At 68.4% G+C, this 20788-nt stretch carries 16 protein-coding genes; 6 read left to right on the forward strand and 10 right to left on the reverse strand.

Annotated features, from left to right (window positions below; translation table 11 throughout):
* Positions 1–2 precede the first annotated feature (2 nt).
* Positions 3–830 (reverse strand): HDOD domain-containing protein, encoded by an 828-nt coding sequence (locus EV672_RS10690; RefSeq protein ID WP_133609026.1) that lies wholly within the window; start codon positions 828–830, stop codon positions 3–5.
* Between the two features lie 266 nt (positions 831–1096).
* Between EV672_RS10690 and EV672_RS10695 the strand changes: the two genes are divergently transcribed.
* The 3 genes from EV672_RS10695 (at position 1097) to EV672_RS10705 (ending at position 3445) form a co-directional block, all read left to right on the forward strand.
* Entirely contained in the window at positions 1097–1798 is a 702-nt protein-coding gene (locus EV672_RS10695) for a hypothetical protein (protein WP_133609028.1), read from the forward strand.
* Positions 1799–1879: 81 nt separating this feature from the next.
* Positions 1880–2851, forward strand: a complete 972-nt coding sequence (locus EV672_RS10700) for an alpha/beta hydrolase (protein WP_243738627.1) — start codon at positions 1880–1882, stop codon at positions 2849–2851.
* A 72-nt stretch (positions 2852–2923) separates the two neighbouring features.
* On the forward strand, positions 2924–3445 hold the full coding sequence (locus EV672_RS10705) for a sensor histidine kinase (RefSeq protein WP_133609030.1): 522 nt from the start codon (positions 2924–2926) through the stop codon (positions 3443–3445).
* A 29-nt stretch (positions 3446–3474) separates the two neighbouring features.
* On the opposite strand, the gene EV672_RS10710 is transcribed toward EV672_RS10705, so the two are convergent.
* The 4 genes from EV672_RS10710 to mltA form a co-directional block, all read right to left on the reverse strand.
* The gene (locus EV672_RS10710; protein WP_133609032.1) at positions 3475–4470 is read right to left on the reverse strand and encodes an HD domain-containing phosphohydrolase; all 996 of its coding nucleotides are present in this window, start codon (positions 4468–4470) and stop codon (positions 3475–3477) included.
* Complete coding sequence (locus EV672_RS10715) at positions 4457–7912, reverse strand: MHYT domain-containing protein (protein WP_133609034.1); 3456 nt, start codon at positions 7910–7912, stop codon at positions 4457–4459. Before EV672_RS10715 ends, EV672_RS10710 begins: the two co-directional genes overlap by 14 nt.
* 172 nt (positions 7913–8084) lie before the next feature.
* The gene (locus EV672_RS10720; protein ID WP_166643538.1) at positions 8085–10637 is read right to left on the reverse strand and encodes a right-handed parallel beta-helix repeat-containing protein; all 2553 of its coding nucleotides are present in this window, start codon (positions 10635–10637) and stop codon (positions 8085–8087) included.
* 196 nt (positions 10638–10833) lie between these two features.
* The gene (gene mltA, locus EV672_RS10725) at positions 10834–11943 is read right to left on the reverse strand and encodes a murein transglycosylase A (protein WP_243738628.1); all 1110 of its coding nucleotides are present in this window, start codon (positions 11941–11943) and stop codon (positions 10834–10836) included.
* 172 nt (positions 11944–12115) lie between these two features.
* Between mltA and EV672_RS10730 the strand changes: the two genes are divergently transcribed.
* The gene (locus EV672_RS10730) at positions 12116–12304 is read left to right on the forward strand and encodes a hypothetical protein (protein WP_133609040.1); all 189 of its coding nucleotides are present in this window, start codon (positions 12116–12118) and stop codon (positions 12302–12304) included.
* On the opposite strand, the gene tlpB is transcribed toward EV672_RS10730, so the two are convergent.
* Positions 12262–14409, reverse strand: a complete 2148-nt coding sequence (tlpB, locus tag EV672_RS10735) for a transporter-like protein TlpB (protein WP_133609042.1) — start codon at positions 14407–14409, stop codon at positions 12262–12264. The two genes, EV672_RS10730 and tlpB, sit on opposite strands and share 43 nt — an antisense overlap.
* Entirely contained in the window at positions 14409–14783 is a 375-nt protein-coding gene (apaG, locus tag EV672_RS10740; protein ID WP_133609044.1) for a Co2+/Mg2+ efflux facilitator ApaG/CorD, read from the reverse strand. The genes tlpB and apaG overlap by 1 nt, the downstream gene beginning before the upstream one ends.
* A gap of 148 nt (positions 14784–14931) precedes the next feature.
* Here apaG and EV672_RS10745 point away from each other — a divergent pair, with 148 nt between their 5' ends.
* Positions 14932–16692: an alkaline phosphatase D family protein gene (locus tag EV672_RS10745; protein ID WP_166643539.1), complete on the forward strand. Its 1761-nt coding sequence runs from the start codon at positions 14932–14934 to the stop codon at positions 16690–16692.
* Between the two features lie 99 nt (positions 16693–16791).
* Positions 16792–17496 carry a ribulose-phosphate 3-epimerase gene (gene rpe / locus EV672_RS10750; protein ID WP_133609048.1) on the forward strand — a complete coding sequence of 235 codons (705 nt, stop codon included), beginning with the start codon at positions 16792–16794 and terminating at the stop codon, positions 17494–17496.
* A 15-nt stretch (positions 17497–17511) separates the two neighbouring features.
* Here the strand turns inward: rpe and EV672_RS10755 are convergent, their stop codons facing one another.
* The 3 genes from EV672_RS10755 to EV672_RS10765 all read right to left on the reverse strand — a co-directional run bounded on the left by EV672_RS10755 (position 17512) and on the right by EV672_RS10765 (position 20766).
* On the reverse strand, positions 17512–18207 hold the full coding sequence (locus EV672_RS10755) for a class I SAM-dependent methyltransferase (RefSeq protein WP_133609050.1): 696 nt from the start codon (positions 18205–18207) through the stop codon (positions 17512–17514).
* A gap of 97 nt (positions 18208–18304) precedes the next feature.
* A complete protein-coding gene (locus EV672_RS10760; RefSeq protein WP_133609051.1) occupies positions 18305–19246 on the reverse strand; it encodes an alpha/beta hydrolase in 942 nt (313 codons plus the stop codon).
* Positions 19243–20766 carry a flavin-containing monooxygenase gene (locus EV672_RS10765; protein ID WP_133609053.1) on the reverse strand — a complete coding sequence of 508 codons (1524 nt, stop codon included), beginning with the start codon at positions 20764–20766 and terminating at the stop codon, positions 19243–19245. Before EV672_RS10765 ends, EV672_RS10760 begins: the two co-directional genes overlap by 4 nt.
* Positions 20767–20788: the final 22 nt, after the last annotated feature.

The following is a 20788-nucleotide window of genomic DNA, read 5'->3' on the forward strand; positions in this document are numbered from 1 at the left end:
GATCAGCCCAGCATCGACTCCAGCCCTTCCGACAGCTCGGACAGGGGCGGCATCTCGGTGAGCAAGGTCTCGGGCGCCAGGCCCAGCTTCTTGCAGACATCGGCGGGCACGGTGGCGGCCATCTCGGCGGCTTGCAGGCCGTTGTGCTCGGCACGGGCGCGCCAGGCCGCGATGTGGATCACGGCGGCCACCGGGTCGAAGGGCTCGTGGGCCAGGGGCTCGGGGTAGTGGGCGATCGCCTGGGCGAAGCTCACGGGGAAGCGCCACTGGCGGGCCAGCTCGGCACCGACGGCCGAGAAGTTGTAGCCAAACGAGGTGGTCTCCATGTCCAGGCGGCGGCAGTCCAGCGGCGAGGCCAGCTTGTCCACCTGCAGCATCTGCTCAGGCATGGCGGCGTGCATCACCAGCTGGCCGATGGCGTGCATCAGGGCCACGGTGAAGGCCTGGTCGCCGTTGACGCCGGTTTTCTTGGCCACCCAGCCGGCCACCGCGGCGGTGTGCAGGCTGTAGCGCCAGAACTTGCTGAGGTCCATGCCCGGCATGGACTTGTAGCCGCCGGTCAGGCCGGAGCTGATCACCAGCGTGCGCACCGTGACGAAGCCCAGCATGGACAGCGCCTCGTTGACGGTGCCGATGCTGCGCGACACATGGTAGTAGGCCGAGTTGGCCAGGCGCAGCAGGCGGGCCGACAGCACCGGGTCCGCCGCCAGCTTCTTGGCGATGTCGTCGATGGAGACGTCCTGGTTGTTGAAGCTGTCGATCAGCTCATGGACGATCTTGGGGATGGCCGGCAGGGCCTGGGGTTGTTTGAACAGGGCTTCGAGCTGCATGTGACGGCCTCCAATCCGATGCAAAGCAATTGAATCACCACCACGGCGCAGGCAGGCGCAGTTTGCGTGGCAGAGTGAACGTTCTTCGACCTGTTGGGTCTTGGCAAGAGCTTCGCCGATGCCAGACTTTTTTGACAGGTGGAAATGCAGGCCAGGAGCGTGCTTGTTGCACGCTTTTGCGCAGGCGGTGGCCGTGCACGGCGGGCACACACTGAGCGAACATCGGCACATCAGCGGGCGCGTGGTGCGCCCCCAGGAGGTGGCAGATGACAACATGGGTGGCCGCGGCAAGGGCCGGCTTGGCGGTGGGCGGGATGGCGGTGTGGCTGGGGCTGAGCGGGATGGTCCACGCCGGCCCGCGCGATGGCCTGCCGCAGCGCAACCTGCTGGTCGAATGGCGGGTGGGTGGCCAGGGCGCCAGCACGCAACGCCAGGCGGGCATCGAGGTGGGCCGCGTCATCATCGACAGCCGCCGCGGCGTCATCGGACAGGCGGGCATCACGGCGGGCACGGTGCGCACCGAGTCCCAGGGCAGCAGCGTCCAGCAGGTGATGGTGCTCAACGGCGGGCGGGCGCGCCTGTACATGGGCCGCTCGCAATCGGTCACGGCCTGGCAGCTCGTCTTCAGCCCGGGGCTCATGGCCCTGCCGCAGACGGTCTGGATCGACGTCGGCGAGGGCATCCACGTCACGCCGCGCTGGTCGGGTGGGCGCGACGTGGTGGTGGACATCGAGGCGCAGTCGCGCCAGCCGGTGCAGCCCGGCTCGGCCTATGGCGGCCAGCTCGACCCCGATGGCCAGACCCGCCGCACCGAGCTGGCCAGCACCGTGAGCGTGCCCCTGGGCGAGTGGGTGGTGGTGGCGCGCAACGGTGGGCGCGAGCAGCGCTCGCAATCCGGTACGCTGTCCACGCGGGATGTGGAGAGCAGCCAGTCGGAGCAACTGGAGATCCGCGTCACCGCGCCATGAGCGGCACCGCGCCATGAGCAGCACCACGCCCTCATCACGCCCCCCACCACGCTCTCACCACGACCCCACACGGAGACACGCATGACCTCGATGCCCGGCCCGGACCCCGCCAACGGCGGCCCCTCGGTGTTTTCCTCGGCCACCCAGGCTTTGCTGGACAGCGTCAAACGCGCTGGATTTCCGCCCATCCACGAACAACCGCTGGCGCAAGCGCGGCGCTCTTACAGCCTGGGCGTGGGCGCCACGGCCTTGCCGCCCTTGCCCATGGCGCGGGTCGAGGACTTCCACATCCCCGGCCCGGCCGGACAGATCCCGGCGCGCCTGTGGGCCGCCAGCCAGGCGCCCGACATGCCGGTGTTCCTCTACCTGCACGGCGGTGGTTTCGTGATCGGCGGCATCGACACCTGCGAGGCCATGTGCACCGTGCTGGCGCAGCGCAGCGGCGGCGCGGTGGTGGCCATCGACTACCGCCTGGCGCCCGAGCACAAATTCCCCGCCGGCCTGGACGACAGCTTCGCCGCCCTGCAGTGGTTGGCCGCGCAGGGCCACACCCGCGGCCTGGACGCCAGCCGCATGGCCGTGGGCGGCGACAGCGCGGGCGGCACGCTGGCCGCATCGACCGCGCTGATGGCGCGTGACGCAGGCATCCCGCTGGTGCTGCAGGCCCTGTTCTATCCCTCGGTGCAGCTCGGCATGAAAACCGAATCGCTGATGGCGTATTCGCGCTCCACCTTGCTGAGCTGGGACCTGATGCACTGGTTTGAAAAGCAGACCCAGGGTGGTGCACAGCGCGAGCGTTGGCACCGCGAGCCCCTGCATGCGCCCAGCCACACCGGCGTGGCGCCCGCCTGGATCGGGCTGGCGCAGTGCGACCCGCTCACCGACGAGGGCCACCTCTACGCCGCGCGCCTGCGCGAAGCCGGTGTGCCGGTGGTGCTGCGCGAATGGCCGGGCGTCATCCACGACTTCATCAACATGGGCCGCTTCCTGCCCGAGGCCGCCCAGGCGCACGACGCTCTGGGCGAGGCGCTGAAGCAGGCCTGGGCGCGCTGAGCGCTGGCTGACGCTGGCGGGTCAGGCTGATCGGGGCGGCTGTGGCACGGCGCTTGCAACGCCCCGCTTGCCATGGCCTCGCACCCCCCTTCTGCCCACCCGATCGCGCCGCCCACCGGACATCTGTCGCTGCTGGCACAGCAGGGCATGTGGGCCGCCCTGGCGTGGCAGGTGCAGGATTTCACCGAGCGCAGCGGCTTGCGTTGCGTGGCGTCCATCGACATCGACCCCGGTGTGGGCGCGCCGCAGGGTGCCCACGCAGACGCCATTTGCGGCATCTTCCAGGAAATGCTCACCAATGTGGCGCGCCACGCGCAGGCCACCGAGGTGCTCATCCGGGTGTGTGCCAAGCCGGGTGACCTGACGCTGCTGGTCAAGGACAACGGCCGCGGTGCGCCGCCCAGCGCCTTCGAGCGTTTCGATGCCCACGGTGTGGCGGGCATGCGGGCGTGTGCGGGTCAGCATGGCGGCTGGTTGCAGATCCGCAGCGAGCCGGGGCAAGGCACCCAGCTCATCCTGAGCATGCCGCTGGACCACGCGGTGCTCAACGCCATGCCGGTGGTGGCGGAGCGCCGCCAGGAAAAAGCTGCCTGAATGCTGCTGCCTGAGCCCTGGGGCCGGCCTCACTCCTTCCAGCGCTCGCGGATCTCCAGGATCTCCGGCAGCGCCGCAACGAACAGATCGACCAGGTGCGCGTCGAAGTGGCCGCCCCGGTCTTTCTGCAGCTGGGCCACCGCGTCTTCGACCGTCCAGGCGTGCTTGTAAGGGCGGGCGGTGGTCAGGGCGTCGAACACGTCGGCGATGCTCACGATGCGCGCCGCCAGCGGGATGTCCTCGCCCTGCAGCTTGTGCGGGTAGCCCGTGCCGTCCCATTTCTCGTGGTGGTGCAGCGCGATCTCGCGGGCCAGGCGCAGCATGGACGAGGGGTGCTCGCCGATGATGTCGGCGCCGATGCGCGGGTGGGTGCGCATGACGTCCCACTCCTCCGGCGACAGCGGCCCGTTCTTGCGCAGGATGTGGTCGGGGATGCCGATCTTGCCGATGTCGTGCATGGGCGCGGCGGTCAGCAGCTCTTGGGCGGCGGCGGGTGACCAGCCGGCGGCCAGGGCCAGCGTTTGCGCGTAGTGGCTCATGCGGATGACGTGCAGGCCGGTCTCGTTGTCCTTGTACTCGGCGGCGCGCCCCAGGCGCTCGATGATCTGCATGCGCGACTCGATCAGCTCGTCCATGCGCACCAGCGAGAGGTGGTTGCGCACGCGGGCCTTGACGATGGGCGGGCTGACGGGCTTGACGATGTAGTCCACCGCGCCCAGCTCGAAGCCCAGCGCCTCGTTGTCGGTCTCGGCCAGCGCGGTCACGAAGATCACGGGGATGCTGCGCGTGTCGGGGTGGCCCTTGAGCGCTGCGCAGGCCTCGTGGCCGGTCATGCCCGGCATCATCACGTCCAGCAGGATCAGGTCCGGTCGCTCGGAGCCCGCGAGCTCGAGGGCCTTGTGGCCGTCGCGGGCGAACAGCAGGCGGTAGTCGGCCTGCAGGATCTGGCGCAGCACCTGCAGGTTGGTGGGCTCGTCATCGACGATGAGCAGGGTGGGGCGGACCTCGCGGTCAGAGTACGGCATCTTCGCTCCTGCGGGTCGTCAGGTGGGAGGTGAGGCGGTCGAGGGCGGCGACGGCGCCTTCGAAATCGAAGTCGTCGCTGGCCTGAGCCAGGGCTTGCAGGGTGCGCAGGGCCTGGCCTCTGGCATGGGGCCGCACCGCATCGCAGAACTGACCGAACAGGGGCTCCAGGCACTCGCCGCGCTGGAAGGCCTGGCGCAGGCGTTCGGCCTGGTGCGTCCAGAGCTGGACCAGGGCGGGGTCGGCGGTGGCGGGTTGCTGGGGGTCCGAGGTGGCGGCATCGCCGTTGGCGGGTGTGTGCAGTTCGGCGGGCATGGTGTCGTGCACGGCGCCCAGGGTGTCGCGCAGCACTTGGCGCAGTTGGCGCCAGGCCTGGCCACGCTGGGTGGAGGGCGTGTCGGCGTCGCAGCGCTCGACGTGCCGCGCGGCCTGGGCCAGCGCCACGAGGCCCAGGTTGGCGGCCGCGCCTTGCAGGCGGTGGGCGGTGGCTTGGGCCTGGGCGGGGGTGTCGGGCGCTGGCTGGTGCTCGGGGGCGTCCAGCCAGCGGGCCTGCTCCTGCGCGAATCGGCGCAGCGCCTGGTGGTAGGGCTGGACATCGCCCCAGCGGGCCAGTCCCTGCTGGACGTCCACCAGCAGGGCCTGGCCGCCATCGTGGCGGGTGCCCACCGGGGTGTGCGTTGCGTCGGTGTCGCTCGCTGCGTCGGTGGCCTCGCCCGGCGGGGCGGGCAGTGGCGCCACACCCGTCACGCGGCTGATTTCCAGCGCCAGCGCGGGCAGGTCCAGGGGCTTGTGGGCGAAGCCGTCCATGCCGGCGTCCACCGCGGCCTGGCGGTCTTCTTCCTGCACGCTGGCCGACAGGGCGATCACCGGGGTGCGACCGCGACCGCGCTGGGCTTCCAGCTGGCGGATGGCGCGGCAGGCGCTCAGCCCGTCCATCACCGGCATCTGCACGTCCATGAGGACGACATCGAACACCTGTTCGCCGAAGCGGTCCACGGCCTCCTGGCCGTTGCTGGCCACCGTCAGGGTGTGGCCCTGGCGGCCGAGCACGACCTTGAGCAATTCGGTGTTCTGCGGCACGTCATCGACCACCAGCATGTGCAGCGGTGGCAGGTGCACGGCGCTTGCATGGCGGCGCGCTTCGGTCCGCACGGCCTGGCTGGCGGGCAGCGGCAGGGACACGTGGAAGGTGCTGCCTTCGCCCACGGTGCTGGTCACCCAGATGCGCCCGCCCATCAGCTCGGTCAATTGTTTGCTGATGGTGGTGCCCAGACCGGTGCCGCCGAAGCGCCGGCTCATGGACGCATCGGCCTGCGTGAAGGCCTCGAAGATGGTGTCCAGGCGGTCCGGGGCGATGCCGATGCCGGTGTCGCGCACCGTGAAGTGCACGATGTGGCCCTGGCGTGTGGCGGCCAGCACCACCTCGCCTTGTTCGGTGAACTTGATGGCGTTGCCCAGCAGGTTGAGCAGGATCTGGCGCAGGCGGTGCGGGTCGCCTTGCACCATGTCGCCCACCGCCTCGTGCATGTCACAGCGCAGCACCAGTTCCTTGCGGCCCGCCTGGATCGACTGCTCGGCGCACAGCTGTTGCGTCAGGTCGCCCAGGGAGAAGTCCAGCGACTCCAGCGTCAGTGCGCCGCGGTCCAGCTTGGAGGTGTCGAGGATGTCGTTGAGCAGGTGCAGCAGGCTGCGCGCCGACTTGTGCACCGTCTCCAGGTGCTTGCGCTGGGCGCCCTGCAACTCGCCGCCCAGCACCACCTCGGTGAAGCCCAGGATGGCGTTCATGGGCGTGCGGATCTCGTGGCTCATGTTGGCCAGGAAGGTGCTGCGGGCCTGGGCGGCGGCCTCGGCGCGCTCCTTGGCCAGCACCAGGTCGTCTTCCATCTGGCGCCGCTCGGTGATGTCCAGCAAAACGCCATCGATCCACTTCACGCTGTGGTCGGCCGCGCGCACCAGGCTGCCATTGCCCCACATCCAGCGCACGCTGCCGCCGCGGGTGCGCAGCTGGAACTCCAGCACGAACTGCTGTTCGGTCTCGGCCGCTTGCTTGACGATGCGCCCGATGCGCTGGGCCTCTTCGGGCGAGACCAGGTCGGCAAAGCTGACCTCCGGCGGCGAGCCCATGAAGGCGCTGCTGGGCCAGCCCGTGAGCCGCTCGGCCGCGTCGCTGACGAAGACCATGGGCCAGCCGGGCGCCATGCGGCAGCGGTAGGAAATGCCCGGGATGTTGCCGATGAGCGAGCGGAACTGGGCCTCGCTGTCGCGCAGGGCGCGCTCCATGCGCTGCTGCTCGCTGACGTCGGCCACGAAGGCCACGTACATCTGCTCCTCCAGCCGTGCCGTGCGACCGACCACCAGCTCGATGGGGATGCTGCGCCCATCGCTGTGGAAGCAGTGGATGGACAGCGTGGTGCCCATCGCGTGACGGATCGAGGCCAGGAAGGCAGGGAAAGACGCCAAGGCCTGGCTGCGGTAGGGCTCCACCATGATCTCGGCGACGCTCTGGCCGATCAGGCTGTAGGCGGAGCGGCCGAAAATGCGCGCGGCCCCGGCGTTGAATTCGTGGACGGTGCCGTGCTCGTCGAAAACGATGATGCCGTCGATGGAGGTGTCGGCGATGGCGCGCAGGCGGGCTTCCTTGGCCTGGTTGATTTCCAGCAGGCGGCGGTAGCGCACCAGGCCGATGGCCGCGGCCACCATCACGCTGATGACCAGTGTCACCAGGGTGATGGACAGGGCCAGCGGCACCTGGTTGGCCGGTGCCATGTCGAACTCGGCGGTGGGCCTGCCGATGAAGCGCGCCGCGGCCATGCCGGTGTAGTGCATGCCGGCGATGGCCAGGCCCATGACGGCGCCGGCCACCGTGGTTTGCGGCAGCCCGCTGCGGCGTGCAAAGCGCGTGGCCAGGCCGAAACGCACCCACAGCGCGAGCACGGCCAGCGCCACCGCCACCACGATGGACAGGGCGAACATCCAGGGGTCGTAGCGCAGCACCGGCGCCATGCGCATGGCGGCCATGCCGGCGTAGTGCATGGCGCCGATGCCGGCACCCATCAGCACCCCGGAGACCAGCAGCTCGCGCGCCGTGACCCGGTCCTGGCTGAGCAGGCGCAAGGCGATCCAGGACGCACCCATGCTGGGCAGCACCGAGAGCGTCGTGGCGCCTGTCTCGTAAGACACCTGGGTGCACAGGCGGAAGGCCAGCATGCCGATGAAGTGCATGGCCCAGACGCCACAACCCAGCGCCAGGCTGCCCGCCAGCAAGGTGGTGTTGCGCAGGCGGGCCTGGGGGATGTTGCGCGCCTGGACGGCGGCCTGCATGGCCATGGTCGAAGCGAACATGGCCACGCACACGGAGAGCAGGACCAGCCACGGATCGTGCTCGCCGTACAGCAACAGGTTGCGGTCAAAGTCCGGACCGGCGGTCCAGAAAAACGAATCCATGGGAAACCCCACAATGCCAGATGCTGGAATTGTGGGGTGCCCGATCGTCAGGCATGCCCTGAATGAACGGCTGAGCTTGACCTCAATTCACGCTTTGCGCGAACCACACCGTGAGAACAGTCAAGCTGGTGGCGCCTGCAGATGATGGAAGTCGATTCAATCGACGACCGTGTCACAAAGGCAGACCCACCGCCACCGCGCTGCGAGCAGGGACATTGATCGGGAAGCTGACGCTCATGTTGTTGCGCAAATTGACATATTTGCTGCACAACGCAGGGGTCGAAGCTGGGCAGCTCATGCTCACTGGGGTGGCCCCAGGGTTGATCAAGGTCCGCACGGTGTCGGCATTGAGGGTCGTCGTGTCTGCCGCGATCAGCTTGACGTTGTCGAGGTACAAGGTTTGACCGGCCGAGATTTCAAAATTGAACGTCAAACGACCGGGCTGCGCCAGGTAGTCAAGGCGCTTGAGGGTCATCCGGTAGCTCTTCCACTGCGTGTCGATCGTGGCGGCATCTGCGACCGAGGCCAATGCAGCCACGTTCATCAGATGAGCGCTCAGCGGGACATCGCTTTCGGTCGCCCGAGCATCGAAACTCAGTACGTAAGATTTTCCCGTGGGGATGCTACCGAGCGCTGCATCGTAGGTGTACACCGAGACCTGCTTGCGACCATTCTTGGCTGCTTGCGCCGTGTCCAGCGGCTGAACGCTCAGACACCGGGTGGTGGCGCAAGGCACCGTGTTGAAGTTGATCGTGCCCAGCTGCTCTGCAAGCCACAGGTCATAGTTCGCATCAAATCCACCGTTGCTCAGGAGGTTGCTGGCATTGGCAGCCACCGGCAATGTGGGTTGATAGCGCTTGAGCGTGGAGCCAACGTCCTGGCCCAAGGCCTGCCACATGTCCAATGAGCGACCATGGATGTGTTCCGAGAGGTCCGAGACGAAGTTGGCCCCGTTCTGCATGACGTATCGGTTGTTGCTGAACTTGGCGAAATCAACCGAAGCGCGCGTGACTTGATCCGGGTTGCGGAACATCACGATGCCCTCCCCGGCTTTGTTCACGAACGTGTTGCCCTGCACGGTGTTGTTGCTCAGGTAGCTGGCGTTGCTGGTGCAGCCCAAGGCTGGATAGTCTGTGCACACCGCAGCAGCGCCATTGTTCAAGGCGGAGCTCAAGAAAACATCCGATCCGCGGTTGTTGACCACAACGTTATTGCTCAGGTTCACATCGCGGGGTGAGCTCAGCAAAAATGCCCCATCGGTGTTTGTGATGAAGTTGCCTTGGACGAGCACGCCTCTGGAGAACCCGTCGAGGTAGATGCCTGTCCCGCCGCCGAACAGGCCGCCGCCTGTTTTGTTGATCACGTTGTTGAGGACCTTGGCATTCAATGCATAGCCATCCCTGACCCCATAACGCTGGTTCGCGTTGGTCAGGTAGATGGCGCCGCAGTCTGTGAAGTCCACGCAGCTGGATTCGACGTAGTTGCCGGAGATGGTGGAGTCTTGCTCACCGAGGATGCCCAGATAGCTGGAGCGGACGATGGTGTTGTTCTGGATCGTGTTGGCAAAGCCAGCCTGAATCGCTGCCAGTGCGTAGAGTGTGCGTCCAGCATTGCTGACGGTGCTGCCGGTGACACTGACAGCGCGACCCGGCATGGTTTCATTGAAGTGGGAGTTGCCCATCCAGATGCCTTCTCGCAATGTGTCAGCGATCACGGCACCTGTGATGGCGCTGTTGCTTGTGCCAGGCAGAGCCATGCCACGCGTGCCAGCGCGATACACATCAACGCCTTGGATCACAATCCCGCTGCTCTTCGCAAAGTAGATGCCTTCGCCGGAGGTCTCCCGCACCTCCAGGTTGCGCAGGGTCACATTGGTGCACTGAGTGCACTCGATGCCAGCATTCTGGACCGAGCCCGTGATGTCCAGACCGTTGGGTTTGATGCTGCCTGGCAGCTTCAGGTACAGCTTGTTCGCCAGGACGTCGTGATACCACTCGTTTTCAGCGTCCAGCATCCATTTCTGGTTCTCAAGCCAGTAGGGCATGTTGGGCTGTATCACCCAGTTGTAAGGCTGGGCGGACGGTGCCCTGGGTTCCAGCGTGGCACGCTTCAGCGCCAGCTGCGCGCCGCTGCTGGCGCTGCCGATGACCTCGTAATCTGCCAAGTCATAGGACTGCGTGAGAACGCGAGCCGTCGCGCCAGTGACGTTGATGCCGGCAGGCACGTCGTTGGCGGAGGGGAAGAGCTGATCACGGTAGGTTTCGGGCGGCGTGCTCGCCGATGTGCGCAGGTATTGCCGGTCCACGTTGGGGTGGCGAGCACGGTACAGCCGGCTGCCCCGGTACATGAGTTGGGTGATGGTTGCTCCACCCAAAGACGATGTGTCGGCCACGTAGATGCCGTTGCCCTCCAGGGTCCAGTTCAATCCGCCAAGGGCGCGTGCACCTGTGATGATGGGTTTGGCGCCGGTGGCGTAGTCTTGGTACGTCACACCGGAGGTCGCAACGAGCTTTTCACCCCAGACACCGCCACGCGAGAAGTTGACGGTGTCGCCAGCTTTTGCCGTGATGTTGACTTTGGCAATTGTCTTGAAGGGGAACAGGGTGCTTGTGCCGTTGAATCTGTCGTCACCCCCTTTGGCGTTGACGTAGTAGGTCGCTGCGTTTGCCGAGAAGGCGAGCGTGGACGCGATCACGCCCAGCGCGAAGCTGTACTTGGTGTTCAAGTGATTCCCCATTTGATGTTTCGGTGAAGGATTTGAACCTCAAACCCTGCTTCATTCTAGGTAGGGGGTGAACGGATCGTCCAGCAGAGCTCCGTCAGCGAGATCGTGGCAAGTACCAATGGCCGTGATATTTCACGACGCTTGCTGGTGAGGGCGTGGGTGCGTTGCAATCACCTCGTCAGCGACCGCCTGGACCTCACGGTCCCACCGGCCACAGCACCCACATCGCCAGCGGCTGCTTGGTGCGGCCGGCCTGCGCCAAGGCTTCGTCGCCCCAGCCCCAGAAGAAGTCGGCGCGCACCGCGCCCAGGATGGCGCCGCCGGTGTCTTGGGCCATGACCAGCCGGCGCAAGGGCGATGCGGGCGGCATGCTGCCGGCCACCCAGCTTTGCGGCACCGTGCTGTCCAGCCAGACGGGGGTGCCCAGCGGCACGCTGTCGCGGTCCACGGCGATGGAGCGCCCGGGCGTCAGCGCCACGCCTTGTGCACCGTTGGGGCCGACTTCGGGGTCGGGCAGCGCCTCTTCGCGGAAGAAGACGACGCGCGGGTTGGCCGCCATCATCTCACCCACCCGTGCCGGGTTGGCCTGCGCCCAGCTGCGGATGGCTGGCCAGGAAGCCTGCTCCAGCGTGAAGGCGCCTTGGTCCACCAACCAGCGCGCGACCGACATGTAGGGCTGCTCGTTGTGGCCGGCAAAAGCCAGGCGGATGACCTTGGGCGAACCTTGTGACGTGGGCTCGTCGAGCAGGCGGATGCGGCCCGAGCCCTGCACCTGGATGAGCAGCACATCGAGCGGGTCGGCCAGCCACACCACCTCGCGCCCGGCGATGGCGGCGCGGCCTTCGGGCGTGGACTCCAGCTCGCTGCGCGAGAAGAAGGGCTTGCGCTGGCCCAGGCCTGCGGGGGCGCGGTGCAGCGGGTAGGCGAAGCGGGCGTCGGGCTTGCGGCGGCCCTCCAGCAGGGGCTCGAAGTAGCCGGTCAGCAGGCCGCTGTTGGCGCCGTCCAGGGCGGTCACGCGCCAGGGCTCAAAGTGGCTTTCCACCCATTGCCGCACGAAACCGTCACCGACCCGGTGGCCCCAGTCGGCGCCCAGGCGGCGCACTTCCTCGCACAGCTTGGCCCAAGCCGGCGCGGGTTTGGCGCAGCCCTTGGCCAGGGCCGGCCACCAGGCGCTGCTGCGGTCGCTCTCCCAGCCGGGCAGGTCGCGCCAGCTGGCCTGCGTCCAGCGGGCCTTGGTGCGCAGCATGGTGGGGCCTTCCGGCGTGAGGGCGGTGCCCGGTGTGGTGCCGGGGGTCGGCGTGGGCATGCCAGGGGCGCTCAGCACCGGGGCGGGGCCCACACTGCCATGCCCACCGGGGCCGCTCAGGCTGCCACAGCCCGCCAGGCTGCCTACAATCCCAACCAAGCCCACCCACCGCACACCGCGCGGCGCGACGGTTCCAAAACGCTGCATCACATCCCACCCGGAAACCCAAGCCATGTCGCTGATTGTGCTGGAAGCTGTGGGCGCTTTGGCGCTGTTCGTCTTCCTGATCTGGTGGACGATGTTCTCGGGGCGCCAGCGGGGCGAGCGTCACGAGGATGCGGATGTTGCCGATGCCCCTGACGCCCTGCCCCCGTCCGATCACCCCAGCGAACGCGGCGGCAGCAGGAACGAACCCGGCTGACGCAACAAGCGCCGCAGCACCGCGCGCCACAGCCGCGCCCGGTCGGTGACGCGCACGCCACGCGAACGCACCGCCACGCGCAGGGCCAGCACGAAGCTCACGCCCACGTTCAACACACCGGTCAGCGGCAGGGCGGCCACGCACCACCACAGCGCCGGTTCGTGCAGCACCGGCATGCCCAGGGTGCCGACGGCGGCGGCCACCTGGCCTGTGGAGAGCGTCACGTGGCGCACGTCCAGCGGCAGGCCGAAGAAGTGCCCCAGCACCGGCACGATGCCCAGCATCAGGCCCAGCGAGATGTTGGCCGCCAGGCCCGAGACGTTCTCGCGCCACCACGCCGACCAGCGGGCCGCTCGCGCCTCGCCCAGCCAGGCCTGGATGTGCGGGTTGAAGCGCAAGGCGCTGTCCAGCCGGTGCAGCACGAAGGCGTTCTCGGCCCAGCCCGCCAGGATGCTGGACGCGAACAGCAGCACACCTGTGAAAGCCGCGTACCACAGCGTCGGGCCCAGCAGCGTGAGCGTCTCCAGCACGTGGTGGGCCTCGTGGGCGTTGATCAGGGGCCGGCCATTCACCCACCAGGCCAGCGCCTGCACGCCCAGCACCAGCGGCGCCACCACCATCAGGTTGCCCACGATGCCCGCCATCTGCGAGCGCAACAGGTGCGCGACCTCATCGACAAAACCTTCCACGGCCTCGTCGCTGCGCACATCGGCCAGCTTGGCGGCCATGGCCGGTGCCGTCATGGCGGGCTGCTTGGTGGCCACGGTGAAGTGCAGCCACTGCACCAGCACGAAGCTGACGGCGTAGTTCACGCCCGCGCCGAAGCCGGCCAGGAAGGGCGACAGGCCCAGCGACAGCACCACGAACTTCATGAAGGTGGTGCCGGCCAGCACAGCGCCGCCGCCCGAGGCCCGCGCCAGCATGTTCATGTACTCGGCGCGGGTGCGGGTGATGTAGTGTTCGCCGGTTTCGGCGCTGCGCTCGGCCACGCGCCGTGCCAGCTGCGAGGTGTGCTGCGAGAACAGCGCGCGCACGCTGCGGCGGTCGCGCCCGATGGTCACCAGCGTCAGCACCAGGCGGTGCAAGGCGGGGCCGGGTTGCGGCGCGAGCACCACGTCGAGCAGCAGCGCGATGCGGCGGCAGCGTTCGCACAGCTGGTCGATCTGGAACACCAGGTTGACCGAGATGCCTTGCGTGTCGAGGTGGCCATGCAGGCCGCGGGCGGCCTCGGCGCAGGTGTCCAGCAGCACGCGCAGGTACTGCGCTTCTTGCAGCAGGGTGGCCGTGGGTGCCTGGGTGGCCTCGGGCGATGGCGCCGAGGCGATGGCCAGCGCGTGGTCGCGCATGCGCTCGATGACGTGGGTGAGTTGGCGGAAGGCCGCGCGCGTGCTGGCGTCGCCCTGACCGCCCAGCTCGCCGTCGCTGGGGTCGGCACCGACCACGTCGAAATCGCGGCTCACGCTGATGCCCATGCGGCCACGGAAGGCCGGCGAGAAGCCGATGGCGCGCACCTGTGTGGCCAGGTAGAGCATGGCGTCGTAGAAGGCGTCGCGCCAGCCCAGCGGGGCGCGTTGCGGGTCGCCGAAGGGGGTGGCGTCGTGGGCCAGGGCGTCTTGCCACAGGGCCCCGATGCCATCGAGCGTGGCGGCGTCCAGCGCGGCCAGCCAGTCGGCGTCGTCGGCGTCACTGAACAGCAGGCCGAACAGCACGGCCAGGTCGTGGGTCTCGGGGCTTTGCGGCAGCACGCGCCCGCGCAGGCGCTCGCCGAGTTCGTTGAGGAAGGCCGCGCGTGGCGAGAAGCCGAAGTCGGCCAGCAGGGCGGCCACGTCGGTGTCGCGCCAGGTGGCGGCCAGCAAGGCCACCACGCGCTCGCGCCGGGCCGGGTGGGCCGAGGCGTCGAGCAGGCGCACCACGCACTGCATGCCGCTGACGGGCTCGCCGCGGCGCACCCAGTCGAGCAGGCGGATCAGCCAGATGTGGCGCTCGACCGGCACGGCCTGTGCATCGGCCGCATCGAGCAAGGCCTCGATGTCAAATCCGTTGCCGGGTCGCGGCCACCAGGCCCGGCGGGTGAAGGGGCGGACCCACCGCGAGAACACTGCCATCAGTGCAGCGACTGGCTGCGCGCCAGCGTGAAAGCGGGGATGGGGGCTTCGAAGAGGCGGGCCTCGTCGGTCATGCAAAAGAAGCTGCCTTGCATGCTGCCGTGGGGCGTTTCCAGGCGCGCCCAGCTGGTGTACTCGAAGCGCTCGCCGGGTTTGAGCATGGGCTGGTGGCCCACCACGCCCAGGCCGCGGACCTCTTCCACCCGCCCGGTGGCATCGGTGATCAGCCAGTGCCGGCCGATGAGCTGCGCGGCCACCGTGCCGCTGTTGACGATGGTGACGGTGTAGGCAAACGCGTACTCGTGACGCGCCGGATTGCTCTGCTCTTCGAGGTAGCTGGGCTGCACGCTGCAGCTGAATTCGGCATGGTTCATGTGGCCCATTCTAGGCACACGGATGGGGGGTGTCCGGCTTCCCGACCCTTTTCGTCATGGGGGTGTCACGCGACTTGGCGAGGATGCGCCTAACCATTTTTGACTATGGATGTGGCCAGAAAGGCCGCGCACACCGAGGAGCAACACCATGGACCGTCGTGGATTTTTGTCGGCGCTGGGCGCCCTGGGCGGTGGCCTGCTGGTCACCTGGCAGGCGCAAGCCGCCACCTTCGCCAAGCTGGGCCTGAGCCCCATCGACGTCTCCAACCTGCGCACCGACTCGGACCGCGTCTTCGACCTCTCCATCTCCTCGGCCGACCCCAGCGCCACCGGCGTGATCCTGTGGACGCACCTCCGCGCCAGCGAAGTGCGCCCCAGCGAATCGCTCTACCTGCAGGTGGCTTCCGACGTCCAGTTCAGCCAGTTGGTGCTGCAAGCCGAAGTGCGCCCCGACCAGATCGGCCCGGAGCGCGACTTCACCGTCAAGGTGGACCTCGACGACCAGCTGCCCGCCACGCCCGCCGGTGGCCGCTTCTTCTACCGCTTCATCTACGCCGGCACCGTCAGCCGCACGGGCCGCTGCCGCACCCTGCCGGCCAGCCCCAACGGCGTGCGCCGCCTGAAGTTCGGCCTGGCCACCTGCCAGGATTTCACCAACGGTTACTACGGCGCCTGGTCTCACCTGTCGCGCGACGAGAGCCTGGACTTCGTGCTGCACCTGGGCGATTTCATCTACGAAACCGCCGGTGACCCGCGCTTCCAGAGCCTGCCCTACGCCGACCGCACGATCGTGCTGCCCTCCGGCGGCACCGTGGCCCTGGACCTGGCCGACTACCGCTTCATCTACCGCACCATCCGCGGCGATCGCAAGCTGCAGGCCGCCATGGAGCGCCACACCTTCATCTGCGTGCCCGACGACCATGAGACGGCCAACGACGTCTATTGGGACTACGCCCGCGACACCCTCGGCGCACCCGACCACCCCTACACGACCGACCCGAAATACGGCAACAGCCCCGCCCTGCTCAAGCAACTCAAGCTGGACTCGCAACGCGCCTGGACCGAGTACGTGCCGGCCCGCGTCAGCTTCAACAGCAACGCCACCCACCCGTTTGACGCGCTCACCGTCTATCGCCGCTTCGACTTCGCTGGCTTCCTCGACCTGCTGATGATCGAAAACCGCACCTACCGCAGCAACCACCCCTGCGGCGAAGGCGACTACCTGCAGCGCTACGCCCCGCTGGGCTGCAGCCAGGGCGACGCGGGCGGCCGCACCCTGCTGGGCCAGGCCCAGCACAACTGGCTGGTGGACGGCCTGACCACCTCGCGCGCCACCTGGAAGCTCATGGGCAACCAGACCTACTTCGGCCGCCTCTCGCTGACCCCGATCGCCAGCCCGCTGACGCCCTTCAACGTGGACGCCTGGGACGGCTACGGCGCCGAGCGCCTGGCCATCTCGGCCGCGCTGCGCCAGGCGGCGGTCAAGAACTTCCTCGTCGTCACCGGGGACCTGCACACCCACATCGCCAGCGACATCAAGTTCGACTACACCAGCCCCAACCTGATCGACAAGGCGAACTACCTGGGCGCGGAGTTCATGACGCCCTCGATCACCTCCTCGACGCTGGGCGAGCTGCTGGCTGCCAACGCCGACCCCAAGGTGCGCGAGCTGGCCGTGCAAGGCCTGGTGGCGCCGGCGGTGCAGGTGGCCAACCCGCACATCCGCTTCTTCAACAGCAGCAGCTCGGGCTACTCCACGCTGGAGCTGACCGACAGCCACGCCGAGTGGGTCAGCTACGCCGTGGACAAGACCGTGGACAGCGCCACCGCCTCGCGCCGCTGCGTGGCCCGCCAGCGCAAGTACATGGGCTTCCCGTGGTTGATGCCGCAAAGCACCTGGGGCTACTGAGTCAGGCCGCTGAGCCGGGCCGCTGAGTCAGGCGGCGGATCTTTTTACAATGGCGGCTGAGTCTGTTCCAACCGTCCGTCGCCCACGAGGCCCGCCGCCATGTCGTCCGCCCCCCGCACCTTCCGCATCGCCCCCAGCATCCTGTCTGCCGATTTCGCCCGCTTGGGCGAAGAAGTGCGCAACGTCATCGACGCGGGCGCCGACTGGATCCACTTCGACGTGATGGACAACCATTACGTGCCCAACCTGACCTTCGGGCCGATGGTCTGCCAGGCCCTGCGCAAGCACAGCGTCAAGGCCGATGGCACGAAGGTGCCCATCGACGTGCACCTGATGGTGCAGCCCGTTGACGCGCTGGCCACGGCCTTCGCCAAGTCCGGCGCCGACATCGTCACCTTCCACCCCGACGCCTCCACCCACGTGGACCGGACCCTGCAGCTCATCAAGGCCGAGGGCATCCAGGCGGGGCTGGTGTTCAACCCGGCGGCGCCCATCGACGTGCTGGAGTGGGTCATCGACAAGGTGGACGTGGTGCTGCTGATGAGCGTCAACCCCGGCTTCGGTGGCCAGAGCTTCATCGACAGCACGCTGCGCAAGGCCGAGAAGGTGCGCAAGCTGATCGACGCACATCACCGCGAAACGGGCCGCGACATCCGCCTGGAGATCGACGGCGGCGTGAAGGTGGACAACATCCGCCGCATCGCCGACGCGGGCGCCGACACCTTCGTGGCCGGCAGCGCCATTTTCGGCCAGCCCAGCTACAAGGACGTCATCGACGCGATGCGGGCAGAGCTGGCGCGCTGAGCGTTCAGCGCGGGCTCAGCGCAGTGAGTCTCGCTTGTACCGCAGCATGCGCCCGCGGTACGGCGCCTCGCCTTCGCGGGCGTGGCTCAGGTCCACCTCTTCCAGCGCGAAGCCCTCGGCGGCCATGCGGCGGTTGAAGCCGCTGCGGTTGCCCCGGTTCGGGTCCACGATGAGCACCTCGGCCGTGGGCTGCGCGTGCCGGGCGATGAAGCGCGAGAGGTGGCCCGAGTCGTCGCGCTCGTAGAGCACGTCGCTGCCCATGATGAGGTCGAAGCGGCCTTCCACCACCGGGCGGCCTGCGCGCACCGGCGCGTCGTCGGCATCGGCCCAGTTGCCATGGCGGTAGGGCAGCGGCAGCAGCTCGTTGAGCGCGGTGTTGTCGCTCAGGAAACGCGATGTCAGCGGGTGGCAGTCGGAGGCGGTGACGTCTTCGCCGCGGCGGTGCATGACCAGGCTGGCCAGCGCCAGGCCGCAGCCCACTTCCAGGATGCGTTCCTGCGGCACCGTGGCGCGGCGCTCCATCCAGCTGGCGAGCTCTTGCGACGAGGGCCACAGCAGGCCGAACAGCGGCCACATGGCGCTGGAGATGCCCAGCGCCTCGGCCTCGCCGAGCGGATCGGCGAACTGCTGGCGGTCCAGCAGCGACTGGATGAGGAGGTGGGGCGCGCCGTGGATGGCGACGCTTTCTTGCTTGGTCTGGTAGCCCGGCATGCGGACGTCCCCTGGTTCGGTGAGTGGGCGCCATGCAGCGACCTGAATCCCCCAAACGCACAAGGGGGCACTCACGAAGGGGCAGAACGGAATCTCGTCAGTTTAACGGCAGCACGCGCGCCAGGAAAGCCAATTGGTGTTGCAGCACCTGCGGGAACAGCGGCTCGAAGTAGGGGTCGAAGTGGTCGGCATCAACGGTCACCACCTGCAACTTCGGGTTGCCCACGCGCGCGACCTTGTCGGCCACGAAGGGTGCGACGGTGTCGCCGGTGGCCCCGAGGATGAGCAGGGGCACCTGCACGTCTTTCAGGCGCTTCCAGGGGCGGTAGAAGGGCATGGTCAGGGTCGAGCGCGCGGCCACGCGGTTGTCGTAGCGCCGATTCGGCCAGGCGGCCAGGGCGCGTTGCAGCGCGTCCCAGGCGCCGTCGCGGTCCATGGTGCCGAAATCGCCCGGGGGCGCCAGGGTCGGCACGCACAGCGGCGGCCCCGGCTTGAGCAGGTCGATCAGGCCGAGCGCCGTGAACTGCAGCTGGCGCAGCGGCGACATCGACAGCGTGGCCGCCAGGCCATCGAGCATGGGCACCTGGACGATGGCGCCTTGCAGCTCGGGGTGCTGGCCGGCGAGGTCCACCACGTGGCCACCACCGAAGGAGGTGCCCCACAGCACGATGCGGTCGGCGGCGACCCACGGTTGCGCCTTGAGGTGCACCAGGGCGGTGTCGCTCACGCGGCGACGGCGCCAGGGGTTGATGCCCTGGCGCGGGAAGCCACCGCTGTCGCCCCAGCCGGGGTGGTCGAACTCCATCACGGCGTAGCCGGCTTCGACGAAGCGGTGCACGAAGGACGAGGTCAGCGCCATCTGCACGCTGCCCCAGCCGCCCACCATCAGGATGGCCGGCCGCGGTGCCTCGGGGGTGGCGTCGGGCGGCAGGTGCAGGGTCGCGGCACACAGCGCCCCTTCGGCCTGGAAGGTGGATTTGACGCGGCGCACGCGCACGTGGGAGGTGTCCGGGTAGCGGCGTTCGGTTGGGCGGTTCATGGGGTCGTGGTGGTGCGGTTGGTGCGGCTGGTGTGGGTGGGAGTGACCGGGGTGATCGGCTGGAAATGGTAGGCGCCCCAGTCCTGGCGGCGGGTCAGCCAGCGGTAGCTCAGGGTGAAGCCGGGCCAGTTGGTGCTGTTGTGGCCCTTGGCATCGACGTACCAGCTGGTGCAGCCGTGCCAGACGGTGCGCTTCAGCCGCGCCTGGATGCGCGCGTTGTGGGCGTCGTGGCGCTGGGCGTCCACCTCGATGCTGCGCGCGCCTTGCTGGTCCAGCTGGTCGATGCAACGCACCACGTGGGCGATCTGGCTCTCCAGCATGTAAACGATGGAGTTGTGGCCCAGGTTGGTGTTGGGCCCGTACAGCATGAAGAAGTTGGGGAAGCCGGGCACGGTCATGCCGAGGTGGGCCTTCGCGCCTTGCGACCACACCTGGCCGAGCGCGATGCCGTCGCGGCCGCGCACGTCCATGGGCGCCAGGAACTCGGTGGCGGCGAAACCGGTGCCCAGGACCAGCACGTCGGCGGCGTGGTGGCGGCCGTCTTCGGTCTCCACGCCATCGGGCGTGATGCGCCGGATGCCGGTGGTGACCAGGCTCACGTTCGGGCGCGCCATGGTGGTCAGGTACTCGCTGGACAGCAAGATGCGCTTGCAGCCGATGGGGTAATCGGGCGTGAGGCGCTGGCGCAAGGCCGGGTCGGCCACCTGCCGCTTCAGCATGCGCCGAAAGGGCAGGCCGCCGGCCAGCGTCATCAGGCTGTGCAGGCGCGTGAAGGCCAGCGCGCGCGATTCGTAGCTCAGGTACACCCAGGCGCGGTGCAGCTTCATGGCGGCGGGCACGTGGCGAAAGAGCGCCTTCTCCCAAGGGCGGTAGGCGCGGTCGGGCCGGGGCAGCAGGTAGGCCGCCGAGCGCTGGAAGACGTGCAATTGCGCCACGTCTGGGGCGATGGCGGGCACGAACTGGATGGCCGAGGCCCCGGTGCCGATCACGGCGACGCGCTTGCCGCGCAGGTCGCAGCCGTGGTCCCACTGGGCCGAGTGGAAGCAGGGCCCGTGGAAGTCGGCCAGGCCGGGGATGCGGGGCAGCGCAGGCCGGCTGAGCTGGCCCATGCCCGTGACCAGCACGCGCGCGCGCAGCGACCCGCCCCCCACCAGCGTGACCTGCCAGCAGCCCTCGGCCTCGTCCCAGCGGGCGGCGCTGACCTCGCTCTGAAAGCGGATGTGCGGGCGCAGCCCGAAGCGCTCGGCGCAATCGCGCAGGTAGGCGTGGATTTCGGCCTGGGTGGCGAACACGCGCGACCACTCGGGGTTGGGCGCGAAGGAAAACGAGTACAGGTGCGAGGGCACGTCGCAGGCCGCGCCGGGGTAGGTGTTGTCGCGCCAGACCCCGCCGACGTCCGCGGCGCGCTCCAGCAGCACGAAGTCGTGGCGACCGCTGCGCTGCAACGCCACCGCCATGCCGATGCCAGCGAAGCCGGTGCCGATGATGAGCGTGCCGTGGATGGGGGGCGTGTCCTGCATGGGGTCTCCTGAGCCTGGGCTC

The sequence above is a fragment of the Aquabacterium commune genome (genome assembly GCF_004362855.1).
GTDB lineage: Bacteria > Pseudomonadota > Gammaproteobacteria > Burkholderiales > Burkholderiaceae_C > Aquabacterium > Aquabacterium commune.